13 protein-coding genes are annotated in these 11,852 nt (G+C 66.3%); 6 read left to right on the plus strand and 7 right to left on the minus strand.

Annotated features, from left to right (window positions below):
• The first annotated feature begins 59 nt into the window (after positions 1-59).
• Positions 60-839 carry a ferredoxin--NADP reductase gene (locus AC1VXD_RS04735; protein WP_049434844.1) on the plus strand — a complete coding sequence of 260 codons (780 nt, stop codon included), beginning with the start codon at positions 60-62 and terminating at the stop codon, positions 837-839.
• Positions 840-1,143: 304 nt separating this feature from the next.
• On the opposite strand, the gene AC1VXD_RS04740 is transcribed toward AC1VXD_RS04735, so the two are convergent.
• Positions 1,144-1,623 (minus strand): glutathione peroxidase, encoded by a 480-nt coding sequence (locus AC1VXD_RS04740; RefSeq protein ID WP_482991082.1) that lies wholly within the window; start codon positions 1,621-1,623, stop codon positions 1,144-1,146.
• 140 nt (positions 1,624-1,763) lie between these two features.
• Here AC1VXD_RS04740 and AC1VXD_RS04745 point away from each other — a divergent pair, with 140 nt between their 5' ends.
• Positions 1,764-3,932 carry a M3 family metallopeptidase gene (locus tag AC1VXD_RS04745; protein WP_482991083.1) on the plus strand — a complete coding sequence of 723 codons (2,169 nt, stop codon included), beginning with the start codon at positions 1,764-1,766 and terminating at the stop codon, positions 3,930-3,932.
• 104 nt (positions 3,933-4,036) lie between these two features.
• On the opposite strand, the gene cfa is transcribed toward AC1VXD_RS04745, so the two are convergent.
• From cfa to AC1VXD_RS04760, 3 genes are read right to left on the minus strand one after another with little or no spacing between them, the layout of a single operon-like run.
• The gene (cfa, locus tag AC1VXD_RS04750) at positions 4,037-5,152 is read right to left on the minus strand and encodes a cyclopropane fatty acyl phospholipid synthase (protein ID WP_482991084.1); all 1,116 of its coding nucleotides are present in this window, start codon (positions 5,150-5,152) and stop codon (positions 4,037-4,039) included.
• Between the two features lie 17 nt (positions 5,153-5,169).
• Entirely contained in the window at positions 5,170-6,051 is an 882-nt protein-coding gene (locus AC1VXD_RS04755) for a DUF3298 and DUF4163 domain-containing protein (protein ID WP_482991085.1), read from the minus strand.
• A 36-nt stretch (positions 6,052-6,087) separates the two neighbouring features.
• Positions 6,088-6,390, minus strand: a complete 303-nt coding sequence (locus AC1VXD_RS04760) for a GNAT family N-acetyltransferase (RefSeq protein ID WP_283221532.1) — start codon at positions 6,388-6,390, stop codon at positions 6,088-6,090.
• Between the two features lie 211 nt (positions 6,391-6,601).
• Between AC1VXD_RS04760 and AC1VXD_RS04765 the strand changes: the two genes are divergently transcribed.
• Entirely contained in the window at positions 6,602-6,766 is a 165-nt protein-coding gene (locus tag AC1VXD_RS04765) for a hypothetical protein (RefSeq protein ID WP_482991086.1), read from the plus strand.
• Between the two features lie 43 nt (positions 6,767-6,809).
• Here the strand turns inward: AC1VXD_RS04765 and AC1VXD_RS04770 are convergent, their stop codons facing one another.
• Entirely contained in the window at positions 6,810-7,433 is a 624-nt protein-coding gene (locus AC1VXD_RS04770; protein ID WP_108769327.1) for a rhomboid family intramembrane serine protease, read from the minus strand.
• 12 nt (positions 7,434-7,445) lie between these two features.
• Positions 7,446-9,011, minus strand: coding sequence for a POT-type proton-dependent oligopeptide transporter (locus AC1VXD_RS04775; protein ID WP_482991087.1), 1,566 nt, complete (start codon positions 9,009-9,011; stop codon positions 7,446-7,448).
• Between the two features lie 160 nt (positions 9,012-9,171).
• On the opposite strand from AC1VXD_RS04775, the gene AC1VXD_RS04780 reads away from it, so the two are divergent.
• Entirely contained in the window at positions 9,172-10,023 is an 852-nt protein-coding gene (locus AC1VXD_RS04780) for an endonuclease/exonuclease/phosphatase family protein (protein ID WP_482991088.1), read from the plus strand.
• Between the two features lie 117 nt (positions 10,024-10,140).
• Here AC1VXD_RS04780 and AC1VXD_RS04785 read toward each other — a convergent pair whose 3' ends face one another.
• Positions 10,141-10,752 carry a superoxide dismutase gene (locus AC1VXD_RS04785; protein WP_079222465.1) on the minus strand — a complete coding sequence of 204 codons (612 nt, stop codon included), beginning with the start codon at positions 10,750-10,752 and terminating at the stop codon, positions 10,141-10,143.
• A gap of 224 nt (positions 10,753-10,976) precedes the next feature.
• Between AC1VXD_RS04785 and AC1VXD_RS04790 the strand changes: the two genes are divergently transcribed.
• Both AC1VXD_RS04790 and AC1VXD_RS04795 read left to right on the plus strand, forming a co-directional pair.
• The gene (locus AC1VXD_RS04790) at positions 10,977-11,438 is read left to right on the plus strand and encodes a guanyl-specific ribonuclease (RefSeq protein WP_482991089.1); all 462 of its coding nucleotides are present in this window, start codon (positions 10,977-10,979) and stop codon (positions 11,436-11,438) included.
• Positions 11,435-11,848: a barstar family protein gene (locus AC1VXD_RS04795; protein ID WP_108769331.1), complete on the plus strand. Its 414-nt coding sequence runs from the start codon at positions 11,435-11,437 to the stop codon at positions 11,846-11,848. Before AC1VXD_RS04790 ends, AC1VXD_RS04795 begins: the two co-directional genes overlap by 4 nt.
• Positions 11,849-11,852 lie beyond the last annotated feature (4 nt).

Below are 11,852 nucleotides of genomic sequence, written 5' to 3' on the forward strand. Positions count from 1 at the left end.
GAACCCCTCTCATTTGAGGTAGAATGGCGGGGACGAATCCATTGCCTGAATGTGCCCCCATGTCTTCCGCTTTCGGCGCCGAAACGGTGCTTGAGGTCCGCCACTGGACCGATGCCTACTTCAGTTTCACCCTCACCCGCGACAGCGGCTTCCGTTTCGAGAACGGCCAGTTCGTGATGATCGGCCTGGAGACCGAGGCGCGGCCGCTGCTGCGCGCGTACTCCATCGCCAGCGCCAACTGGGAAGAACACCTGGAGTTCTTCAGCATCAAGGTGCAGGACGGCCCGCTGACCTCGCGCCTGCAGCACATCAAGCCGGGCGACAAGGTGCTGGTCGGCAAGAAGCCCACCGGCACCCTGCTGATCAGCGATCTGCACCCGGGCAAGAACCTGTACCTGCTGGGTACCGGCACCGGCATGGCGCCGTGGCTGTCGGTCATCAAGGACCCGGAAACCTATGAGCGCTTCGAGAAAGTGATCCTTTGCCACGGCGTGCGCTACGAGAAGGACCTGGCCTATCGCGATTACTTCGAGAAGGAGCTGCGTGAGCACGAGTTCCTCGGCGAGATGATCGGCGACAAGCTGCTGTACTACCCGGCCGTCACCCGCGAGCCGTTCGCCAACCAGGGCCGCCTGACCCAGCTGATGGAAAGCGGCGAGATGCAGCGCACCCTGGGCCTGCCGGAACTGAGCCCGGAAAACGATCGCGCGATGATCTGCGGCAGCCCGCAGATGCTGGCCGATCTGCGCACCGTGCTCGACGCGCGTGGCTTCCAGGTGTCGCCGCGTATCGGCCAGCCCGGCCACTACGTGTTCGAACGCGCTTTCGTCGAAAAATAAGGTGCCTCGGTAGCGCCGGGCCATGCCCGGCGGATCACGGGGTAGAGCCGAGCCTGCGCTCGGCTTGCGCGCGCAGCGAGCCTGCATCGTTCGCCGAACAGCAGCCGAGCATGGGCTCGGCTCTACAGGAGCGCTTGATCGGTAGCGCCGGGGCATGCCCGGCGGATCACGAGGTAGAGCCGAGCCTACGCTCGGCTTGCGCGCGCAGCGCGCCTGCATCGGTCACCGAACAGCAGCCGAGCATGGGCTCGGCTCTACAGGAGCGCTTCATCGGTAGCGCCGGGCCATGCCCGGCGGATAGCGTTCACAGCAGCGCTTCGATCGCGATGCGCAGCTGTTCCGGTGCGGTGGTCGGCGCATAGCGCGCCACCACCTGGCCCTGGCGGTCGAGCAGGAACTTGCTGAAGTTCCATTTGATGCGGGCGATGCCCAGCAGCCCGCGCTTTTCGTGCGACAGCCAGTGCCACAGCGGGTCGGCGCCCTCGCCATTGACCTCGATCTTCTGCGACAGCGGGAAGCTGACTGGATAGTCCAGCGAACAGAACTGGCGGATCTGCGCCGCGTCACCCGGCTCCTGCCCACCGAACTGGTTGCAGGGGAAGCCGATCACCACCAGGCCACGGTCGCGGTAGTCCTGCCACAGCTGTTCCAGGCCGGTGTACTGCGGGGTGAAGCCACAGCGGCTGGCGACGTTGACCAGCAGCAGCGGCCGTCCCTGGTACTGCGCCAATGCCTGCGGCTGGCCACCCAGGTCAACGAAACCGAAGTCGAAGGCGTTGGGCATGGCGTACCGTCCGGAGGGGGAGCCCCATGGTAATCGCAGGGCGCGCCGGTTTGCGCCGCCGGGCATGCCTTTTGACACAAGTGGCGCCCGGGCCGGGCGGGTTAACCTCGGGCACTTGTCTGTCTTACCGGAGTACCGCCTTGACCACCCGCCTTGCCCTTGCCGTGGCCATGACCCTCGGCCTTGCCCTGCCCGCCTATTCGGCCAGCGCCGCCACCCCGGCCGCTGCCGCCAACGCCCAGCAGGCCAACCCGTTCTTCGCCGACAGCCCGCTGCCGCTGCACTTCCCGCAGTTCGACAAGATCAAGGACAGCGACTTCGCCCCGGCCTTTGACGTCGGCATGGCGCAGCAGCTGAAGGAAGTGGAGGCGATCGCCAACACCAAGGCCAAGCCGACCTTCGACAACACCATCATCGCCCTGGAAAAGAGCGGTGACGTGCTGGACCGCGCGACCACCGTGTTCTTCAGCCTGGTCGGCGCCGACACCAACGATGCGCGCAAGAAGCTGCAGGCCGACTACTCGGCGAAGTTCGCCGCGCACAGCGATGCGATCGCGCTGAACGGCAAGCTGTTCGCCCGCATCCAGGCGCTGTACGACACCCGCAGCCAGCTGGGCCTGGACGCCGAAGGCGTGCGCCTGGTCGAGAAGTACTACGACAACTACGTGCGCTCCGGCGCCAAGCTGTCCGAGGCCGACAAGGCGACGCTGAAGACCATGAACGCCGAGCTGGCCAACCTGGGCACCAAGTTCAGCCAGAACGTGCAGTCGGAAGTGAACGCCTCGGCGATCACCGTCGACGACGTCAAGCAGCTCGACGGCCTGTCCCAGGAACAGATCGCCGCCGCCGCCGAAGCCGCCAAGGCCCGCGGCCTGGAAGGCAAGTACGTGATCACCCTGCTCAACACCACCGGCCAGCCGCCGCTGACCAACCTGGCCAACCGCGACCTGCGCCAGAAGATCTACGAAGCCTCGATCACCCGTGGCAGCCGCGGTGGTGAGTTCGACAACACCGCCCTGGTCTCGCGCATCATGCAGCTGCGCGCCGACAAGGCGAAGCTGATGGGCTTCCCGAACTTCGCCGCGTACAACCTGACCAACCAGACCGCGAAGAACCCCGAAGCCGTCAACGCGATGCTGGGCAAGCTGGCCCCGGCCGCCGTGGCCAACGCCAAGCGCGAAGCCGCCGACCTGCAGGCGATGATCGACAAGGAACAGAAGGCCGCCGGCAAGAAGACGTTCGCGCTGGAGCCGTGGGACTGGGCGTTCTACAGCGAGAAGGTGCGCCAGGCCAAGTACAACTTCGACGAATCCCAGCTCAAGCCGTACTTCGAAATGAAGAACGTGCTGGAGAACGGCGTGTTCTTCGCCGCCAACCAGGAATTCGGCCTGACCTTCAAGCAGCGCACCGACCTACCGGTGTACCACGATGACGTCACCGTCTATGACGTGTTCGATGCCGACGGCAGCCAGCTGGCGATCTTCATCTTCGACCCATACGCGCGTGCGTCCAAGCGCGGTGGCGCCTGGATGAACTCCTACGTCTCGCAGTCCAAGCTGACCGGCTTCAAGCCGGTGGTCGCCAACCACCTCAACATCCCCAAGCCGCCGGCCGGCCAGCCGACCCTGCTGACCTGGGATGAGGTGAGCACCACCTTCCACGAATTCGGCCACGCCCTGCACGGCATGTTCTCCAACGTGAAGTACCCGTACTTCTCGGGCACCGCCGTGCCGCGCGACTTCGTCGAGTTCCCCTCGCAGGTGAACGAAATGTGGGCCGACAACCCGGCCATCCTGAAGAACTACGCCAAGCACTACCAGAACGGCTCGGCGATGCCGCAGGCGCTGCTGGACAAGGTGCTGGCCGCGGCCAAGTTCAACCAGGGCTTCGCCACCACCGAGTACCTGGGTGCAGCGATGCTGGACCAGAACTGGCACCAGCTGGCGGCCGACAAGGTGCCGGCGGCGAAGGACGTGATGGCCTTCGAGCGCGCCGCGCTGGAGAAGGACGGCATCTACTACGCGGCGGTTCCGCCGCGCTACCGTACCCCGTACTTCAGCCACATCATGGGCGGCTACTCGGCCGGCTACTACGCCTACATCTGGTCGGAAGTGCTGGACGCCAACACCCAGAAGTGGTTCAAGGACAACGGTGGCCTGAGCCGCAAGAACGGCGACCACTTCCGCGCGACCCTGCTGTCCAAGGGTGGCAGCGTGGATGCCATGCAGCTGTTCCGCGATTTCGCCGGCCACGAGCCGCAGATCGAACCGCTGCTGGAAAAGCGTGGCCTGACCGGCGCCGGCAACTGATCGCCCGCGCGGTCGCGTGAAATGAAAACCGCCCGGGAAACCGGGCGGTTTTTTATTGGAGCCATCCGCTCATGGCGTGGATCTACTGGTGGGTGCCGACCGCTCTACCGCGGCGCCACGTACCCGCCGCGCACACCCTCCGGCGACAGCACCAGCTGCCACAGCTGCGCATGCCGGCAGCGGAACGTGGCCATCGACCCGGCCAGGTAGAACCGCCACATGCGGCGGAAATGCTCGTCGTAGCGCGCGTCCAGCTGCGGCCACGCCGCCTCCACGTTGCGCCGCCACGCCTGCAGGGTCAGGTCGTAGTCGGTGCCGAAATTGTGCCAGTCCTCCAGCACGAAGCGCCCTTCGAAGGCGCGGGTGATCTGCGCGGCCGACGGCAGCATCGAATTGGGAAAGATGTAGCGCGCTATCCATGGATCGGTGCGGTGGCGGGACACGTTGCTGCCGATGCTGTGCAACAGCAGCAGCCCGCGCGGTGACAGGCAGCGCCGCGCCACCTCGAAGAAGCGGTCGTAGTTCTTGTCGCCCACGTGCTCGAACATGCCGATCGAAAACACCGCGTCGCACGGCTCGTCCAGTTCGCGGTAATCCTGCAGGCGGATCTCGATGGGCAGACCGGCGCACAGCTCGCGCGCGTAGGCTGCCTGCTCCTGCGAGATGGTCACGCCCACGCCGCTGACGCCATGACGCTCGGCGGCATACTTCAGTGCCTCGCCCCAGCCACAGCCGATGTCCAGCACGCGCTGGCCCGGGCGCAGGCCCAGCTTGCGGCAGACCAGGTCGAGCTTGGCCTCCTGCGCGGCATCCAGATCGACGGCGTTGCGCCAGTAGCCACAGCTGTAGACCAGGCGCTGGCCGAGCATGGCCTGGTACAGGTCGTTGCCGAGGTCGTAATGGCGGCGGCCGACTTCATAGCTGCCCTGCCCGGCCTGCAGGTTGAACAGCCGCGCCTTCAGCGCATCGGCCAGCTCGCGCCAGCCATGCACGCGATCATCGACGTGCGCCATCATCAGCTGGACCAGGAATTCGTCGAGGACGTTGGCGTCCCACCAGCCGTCCATGTAGCTTTCGCCCAGCCCGAGCGAACCGTGGGCGATGACCCGCGCGAAGAAGCGCGGGTCATGCACCTGGATGTCCTGCGGCTGGGTGCCGCCGATGCGGACCCCGGCTTCCTGGAGCAGGCCGGCAACCCGCTCCTGCAACCCTGTGTCCACGCGTCCTCCGTCTGCGGTTACCCGCGTGCGAACAGCGCCACGTAATCCTTGGCCACGTGCGGCAGCAGCACCGTGGCCGGCACATCGGCCGTCTGCGTGCCGTCCGAATACGGGCCCACCTGGTAGGGCGGGAACACGAAACGCAGCGCCGTGATCTGGCCCTTGTCGTTGGTCAGCGGCTGGAACTGGCTGAAGTTCTCGGCCTGCGGGCCGGTGCCCTCGGCAATCATCCGCGAGGCATTGCGCAGCGATTCCTGCAGGTCGGCCGGCTGCATGTCCTCACCGCTGAGGCGGGTGGCCACGCGCTCGCGCAGCTGGTCGGCGACGAAATCGCTGATCGCCTTCCAGCCCTTCTCATCGGCCACCAGCGTGCCGGCGCTGAGCATCTGCTGCTGTTGCGGCAGCCACACGAAGCGCGCCACCAGCGGCTCGCCATGGGCGCCACCGGTGTAGCGGCTGCCATCGGCACTGACCACCACCAGCTGCGGGGTCTCCAGCACCTTCTCGAAGCTCAGCGACAGCTCGTACGGCATGGTCGGCTTGTCGTTGCCCAGCCCGTCCAGCGCCTGCTGCAGGTCGCCGCGGGCGGAGGTGGCGTAGTCCTGCAGCGCGCGCGCCAGGCCCGGGTAGCGGTCGATGCCGGCCGGGTAGCTGATGCCGACCACTTCGCGGTCGTTGTTCTCCACCACGTCGCGCAGGTCCAGCGGCGCTTCGGTGGCAGGCGTCGGCTCGGTCGCGGCAGCTTCTGCCGCCGGTGCCGCATCGGGGGCCGGAGCCGCCTCTTCACCACGCTGGCAACCGGCCAGCAGCAGCACGCCCATTGCGCCGGCCAGCGCGCTCACGCGCAGCAGCCGGTTGTTTCCAGTCTTCATCGGGATCCCCTGTTCATGTTCGTACATCATGGCCTGCGATGGCTGAAGCGTGGCCCGCTGCATTCAGCCTACCAGCAGGTCGTGAAACTCCTCGTGGCGCTGCAGGAACGCCTCGGCATAGGCGCAGGCCGGCACCACCTTGTACCTGTGCTCGCGGGCGAAGCGCAGCGCGACGCGGGTCAGCTCACCGGCGATGCCGCGGCCGGCGATCGGCTCGGGCACCTCGGTATGGGTGATGACCATGCGCCGCCGTTTGATCTGGTAGTCCAGCAGTGCCCGCTGTCCACGCACATGGGCGATGAAACGGTGGTTGGCCTGGTCGTGCTCGACCTCGTAGGCCAGACCGGGGGGCGTGACCGAAGCCATGGGACTGTCTCCTGCGACGACTGCGCGCATGGTGCGCAGCCGGGCGCCATGACCGTGTGAAGCCTGAACAGGGGCAGGTCTGGACGGTCTGCGTCAGATCCGGACCCTCAAGCTGCAGCGATGTCGGCCGCTATCCCCTCTGGAGGGATACGGCCCGATTGGCACGCCCCTTGCGATCATTGCCCCTGTGTCATGCCTTTGGAGGCCCGCCATGCACCCCAGCGATTCCCATGCCGATACCGACCACGCCCTGCTGGAGGGCCTGCTGCAGCTGGCAGTGGAAGGTCAGACCGACGACCAGGACTTCCAGCGGATCGGCGAGGAGGTGTACTCGCGCCTGCTCGACACCTACGGCCAGAACATCCGGGCAGCCTGAGCCGCCACGCGGGTCGGATCCCGGGGGATCCGACCCTCGCCCCTCAGCGGCCGAACCCGAAGGTCGGGTTCGACAGCTGCGCCAGGAAGTGGCCGAAGATGGCCGGCTGCATGGCCAGCATGAAGATCACGCCGAACGCGGCACCGGCCAGGTGCGCGCTGTGGTTGATGCGGTCGCCGCCACGCTTGTCCATCCAGATGCTGTAGCCGACGTAGAACACGGCATAGATGATCGCCGGCGCCGGAATGAAGAACACCAGGATGATTGTCCACGGGCTGAGCAGGATGAAGGCGAACAGCACTGCCGACACCGCGCCCGACGCGCCCAGGCTCAGGTAGTTCGGGTTCTTCTGGTTCTTCAGGTAGCTCGGCAGGATCGAGACCAGCAGCGCCCCCAGGTAGAACGCCGGGTAGGTCAGCCAGCTGCCGGTCAACGACAGCATCACCTTCTCGATCTGCCCGCCGAAGAAGAACAGCGTGATCATGTTGAAGATCAGGTGCGACCAGTCGGCATGGACGAAGCCGTAGGTGATCAGGCGGTCGTACTGGCGGTGGCGGTCCACCGCCGGCGGCCACAGGATCAGGCGGTCAGCCAGCTTGCGGTTGTTGAACGCCATCCACGACAGGAGGGCGGTGATGGCGATCAACAGCAGATTGACGGGGGTCATGTCGGCTCAGGCTCAGGCAGTGCGGTAGTTGTCGACCATACGATACCGTTTTGCATACCAACCGAAGGCCAACGCCGCAACGAACGCGAAACCAGCGAAGAAGAACATCAGGAACGCTGCCTCGCTGAGACCGGTCGCGGCGATCTTCTCGGTCACCGTATGGTTGCGCACGGCTGCATTCGACAGCAGGACCCACAGGTTGCCGATGGTGGTGGTCAGGTTCCAGAAACTCATCACCACCCCCTTCATGGCGTGCGGCGCCTGGCTGTAGGCGAACTCCAGGCCGGTGGCCGAGACCAGCACCTCACCGAAGGTCAGCAGCGCGTACGGCAGCATCTGCCAGAAGATGGACATGGCGTTGCCGCCATCCATCACCACCTGGATGCCACCGACCACGATCCAGGCCAGGCCGCTGAAGGCGATGCCGGCGGTCATCCGGCGCAGCGCAGTCGGCTCGAAGCCGAAGCGGCGCAGGGCCGGGTACAGCACCAGGTTGTTGAACGGGATCAGGATCATCACCAGCAGCGGGTTCAGCGCCTGCATCTGCGAGGCGGTGAACCAGCTCGGCATCTGCATCTGCTGGCCCTGCAGGACCCAGGTCGACGCCTTCTGGTCGAACAGCGAGAAGAACGGGGTGGTCAGGGCGAAGATGACCAGCACGCGCATCACCGAGCGCACGCCTTCCACGGCTTCGGCCGGGTGCTGGCCACGGGCGCGGTCAAGCTGCATCCAGGTGCCGCCGCCGATGCCGGCCAGGACCAGCACCAGCGCGATGCACAGGCAGATGACGATGCCCAGGCTGCCGACCAGGCCCAGCGAGGCCACCGCCAGCACCACGCCGGCCACGGCCATGGCCAGGCCCGGACGGCCCTGCCCGGCCACGCGCGTGGTGAGCGCGGTGCGCACCACGTTGGCGAACGAATGCGGGTCCTTCGGCGGCAGCGGCACCAGCACGTAGCGCCTGCGGCCCAGCCAGAACACGAAGGTGGCGATGAACATCAGGATGCCCGGGATGCCGAACGCCCACTGCGGGCCCCAGTTCTTCAGCACGAGCGGGATCAGCAGCGAGGCGAACAGCGAGCCGAAGTTGATGATCCAGTAGAAGGCATCGAAGACGAACTTGGCCAGGTGCTTGTTGCTCTGGTCGAACTGGTCACCCATGAACGAGGCCACCAGCGGCTTGATGCCACCGGCACCCAGCGCGATCAGGCCCAGGCCGAGGAAGAAGCCTTCGCGGCTGTTCTCGAACAGCGCCAGGCAGAGATGGCCGGCGCAGTAGACCAGGCTGAACCAGAGAATGGTGTGGTACTTGCCAAAGAACCTGTCGGCCAGCCAGCCACCGAGCAGCGGGAAGAAGTACACGCCGATCATGAAGCTGTGCATGATGTCCTTGGCTTCACCGGCGCGGCCTTCCGCAGTGATTTCCTGCAGCAGCAGCGAGGTGATCAGGAACTGCACCAGGATGTTGCGCATCCCGTAGAAGCTGAACCGTTCGCAGGCCTCATTGCCGATGATGTAGGGGATCTGGCGCGGCATCTTTCCCTGGCCGGCGATGGGGGCGACTGCGTCGTGGCTCATCCTGTAAGGCATTCCTGCAAAGCGAAAGGCGCAGTTTACGGAAGCAGTGGCTGCTAAGCACGCTGCACGGCTGCATGACAGCGCCACCGATCCATGGCAGGCGGTCGCGACCCTGCCGGAAGTCACGGCACCTGCACGGCAAAAGCGTAAACTTATCGTTATGCGCCACCGCCCCCCTGCCCGCCTCCTGCTTGGTTGCCTCGTGCTGCTGCTGGCTGCACCCGCGTGGGCGCGACCGCAGGCCACGCCGCTGGCAGGTACCGCCGCATACGAGGGCCGGCAGCTGACCGTGGCCGCGCTGGAACTGCCCAGCCGCGATGACGCGCAGTGGAAGCAGCGCCGCGAACAGGTGCTGCAACTACTGACCGAACTGCAGCCGGATGTGATCTCCGTGCAGCAGGTGCTGCAGCATCAGGGGCGCAATCCCGCCTGCTGGCTGGCCAGCCGGCTGCGCTACAGCTGCGATTTCGTCACTGCCGACCCGCCCAGCCAGCCGCTGCGGCACGGCAATGCGATGCTGACCCGGCTGCCGGTGAGCGAGGACGGGGTGACCCTGCTGCATCCGCCGGGCACCTTCAGCGCGGCCGGCATGATGCGGCTGCGGATGGGCGAGGCCCTGCTCAACGTCTATGTCGCCCGCCTGCGCCCCGACCCGGACGAGGCCACGGCACGCCAGCACCAGACCAGCGACCTGATGACCTGGATCGGCGCCACGTCCGATGGCATGCCCAGCCTGATCGCCGGCGACTTCGCCGCAGCGACCCCCGAACTGGTACGCAGCACGCCCGGCTTCCAGCCGGCGCGGCGCAACCCCGGCGGCAGGCCCGACGCCCCGGCCGCCAGCGGTGGCGGCGCCAGCGGCCATGGCCTCGACGTACTGTTCCAGGTCAAGTATTTCGGCGGCATCCGCCAGCAGGCGATCCTGCTGCCCGCCGACGGCGACCTGCCCGGCCTGCGGCTTGGCGTGATGGCCACGCTGCGGCTGCAGGGTGTGCCGGCTATCAACGAATAGGGATGCCATGGTTGCCGGCCAGCGGCCGGCACTACCCCGTTTCCGGCGGATGCGGTCACACGAAAACAAAAAGGCCGGGGTTTCCCCCGGCCTCTTCGTTTCATCCAGTCACCGCACTCAGGCGATGGCTTCCTGGTAACGACGCTCGACTTCGTTCCAGTCGATGACGTTGAAGAACGCGCCGATGTATTCCGGGCGACGGTTCTGGTACTTCAGGTAGTAGGCGTGTTCCCACACGTCCAGGCCGAGGATCGGCGTGTTGCCTTCCATCAGCGGGCTGTCCTGGTTGCCGGTGCTCTCGACCACGACCTTCTTGTCCGGGGTCACGCTCAGCCACGCCCAGCCGCTGCCGAAGCGGGTCAGCGCAGCCTTGGTGAAGGCGTCCTTGAACTTGTCGAAACCACCCAGGTCCTTGTCGATGGCCTTGGCTACGTCACCGACCGGGTTGCCGCCGGCGTTGGGGGCCATCACGGTCCAGAACAGCGAGTGGTTGGCGTGGCCACCACCGTTGTTGCGCACCGGACCCTGCAGGTTCTCGGGCAGCGACTTCAGCTTCTTCACCAGCTCTTCGACCGGCAGGTCAGCGTACTCGGTGCCTTCCAGCGCCGCGTTGACGTTGTTGATGTAGGTCTGGTGATGCTTGGTGTGATGGATTTCCATCGTTGCCGCATCGATGTTCGGTTCCAGCGCGTCGTAGGCGTAGGACAGCTTGGGCAGGGTGTAGGCCATGATGCATCTCCTGATAGCGAGGGCACCCGACGGCGTCGTCGGGCGGTGCGCGTTGAATGATGGGGACAGACCTTGATGTTACCAAGGGGGATGTAAAGGAAATTGCGTCCTGGAGGTGATTGCATTGGCAATTGTTACGCAGCAGTGACGCGGCCACCGCTCCTCATGCACGATGCAGCGCGCAGGCGCTACAGTGCACGCACTTCCCTCGCCCGCCACGGCCCATGCGCAATCCCCGGCTGTTGATCACCGCCATCGCCCTGCTGCTGCTTGGGCTGATCGCCAACCATTTCCTGCAGCGGCCGCCGGCACCGCAGTTCGCGCCGGACCTGCAGGGCGCCAGCAACCGCAGCGCGCCTGCCGCGCGCCCCGCGGGCAGCGACCAGCGTGATGGCCTGCCCGGTTTCCTGCCTGCCGAGGCGCGGCAGACCATCGCCCTCATCCAGCGCGGCGGCCCCTTCCCGCACCGCCAGGACGGCACCACCTTCGGCAACCGCGAGCAGCGCCTGCCGCAGCGGCCGCGCGGTTACTACCGTGAGTACACGGTCGATACCCCTGGCGCCTCCAACCGCGGCGCGCGCCGCATCATCACCGGCGGCGACCCGCCGCAGGCGTGGTATTACACCGACGATCACTACGATTCGTTCCGCAGCTTCACCGTAACGGCCCCGGGAGAACGCCCATGAGCCACGACGATTTCGGCCTCGGCCTGCATGACATCAACAACGCTGGCGTCTATGCCATCGATACCGGCGACATCAGCGACCTGGCGGCGGCCATGCGCGATGCATCGCTGAAGGTGATCCGCATCGACCTGCACGGCGTAACCGACAAACGCACCCTGCTGGCGCGACTGGCCGCGCAGCTGGATTTCCCGGCCGGCTTCGGCGGCAACTGGGATGCACTGGCCGACAACCTGCGCGACCTGCAGTGGCTGCCGGCACCGGGCTACGCACTGTTCCTGGCCGATGTGGATGCGCTGCGCGCGGGCGCGGCGAAGGACTTCGACACGCTGCTGGACGTGATGGACGAAGCCAGCCGCGACTGGGTCGGTCGCGACGTGCCGTTCTGGGTGTTCCTCTCACAGAGCGAGTGAGGAC

This window comes from Stenotrophomonas sp. STEN054 (genome assembly GCF_056854535.1).

What these genes read in the sequence shown, in the direction of transcription:
- AC1VXD_RS04775 (WP_482991087.1), bottom strand. Translation starts at nt 9,011, where the DNA reads ATGAGCCACGACGCAGTCGCCCCCATCGCCGGCCAGGGAAAGATGCCG.
- AC1VXD_RS04770 (WP_108769327.1), bottom strand. Translation starts at nt 7,433, where the DNA reads ATGACCCCCGTCAATCTGCTGTTGATCGCCATCACCGCCCTCCTGTCG.
- AC1VXD_RS04760 (WP_283221532.1), bottom strand. Translation starts at nt 6,390, where the DNA reads ATGGCTTCGGTCACGCCCCCCGGTCTGGCCTACGAGGTCGAGCACGAC.
- AC1VXD_RS04735 (WP_049434844.1), top strand. Translation starts at nt 60, where the DNA reads ATGTCTTCCGCTTTCGGCGCCGAAACGGTGCTTGAGGTCCGCCACTGG.
- AC1VXD_RS04740 (WP_482991082.1), bottom strand. Translation starts at nt 1,623, where the DNA reads ATGCCCAACGCCTTCGACTTCGGTTTCGTTGACCTGGGTGGCCAGCCG.
- AC1VXD_RS04795 (WP_108769331.1), top strand. Translation starts at nt 11,435, where the DNA reads ATGAGCCACGACGATTTCGGCCTCGGCCTGCATGACATCAACAACGCT.
- AC1VXD_RS04755 (WP_482991085.1), bottom strand. Translation starts at nt 6,051, where the DNA reads ATGTACGAACATGAACAGGGGATCCCGATGAAGACTGGAAACAACCGG.
- AC1VXD_RS04785 (WP_079222465.1), bottom strand. Translation starts at nt 10,752, where the DNA reads ATGGCCTACACCCTGCCCAAGCTGTCCTACGCCTACGACGCGCTGGAA.
- AC1VXD_RS04790 (WP_482991089.1), top strand. Translation starts at nt 10,977, where the DNA reads ATGCGCAATCCCCGGCTGTTGATCACCGCCATCGCCCTGCTGCTGCTT.
- AC1VXD_RS04780 (WP_482991088.1), top strand. Translation starts at nt 9,172, where the DNA reads ATGCGCCACCGCCCCCCTGCCCGCCTCCTGCTTGGTTGCCTCGTGCTG.
- AC1VXD_RS04765 (WP_482991086.1), top strand. Translation starts at nt 6,602, where the DNA reads ATGCACCCCAGCGATTCCCATGCCGATACCGACCACGCCCTGCTGGAG.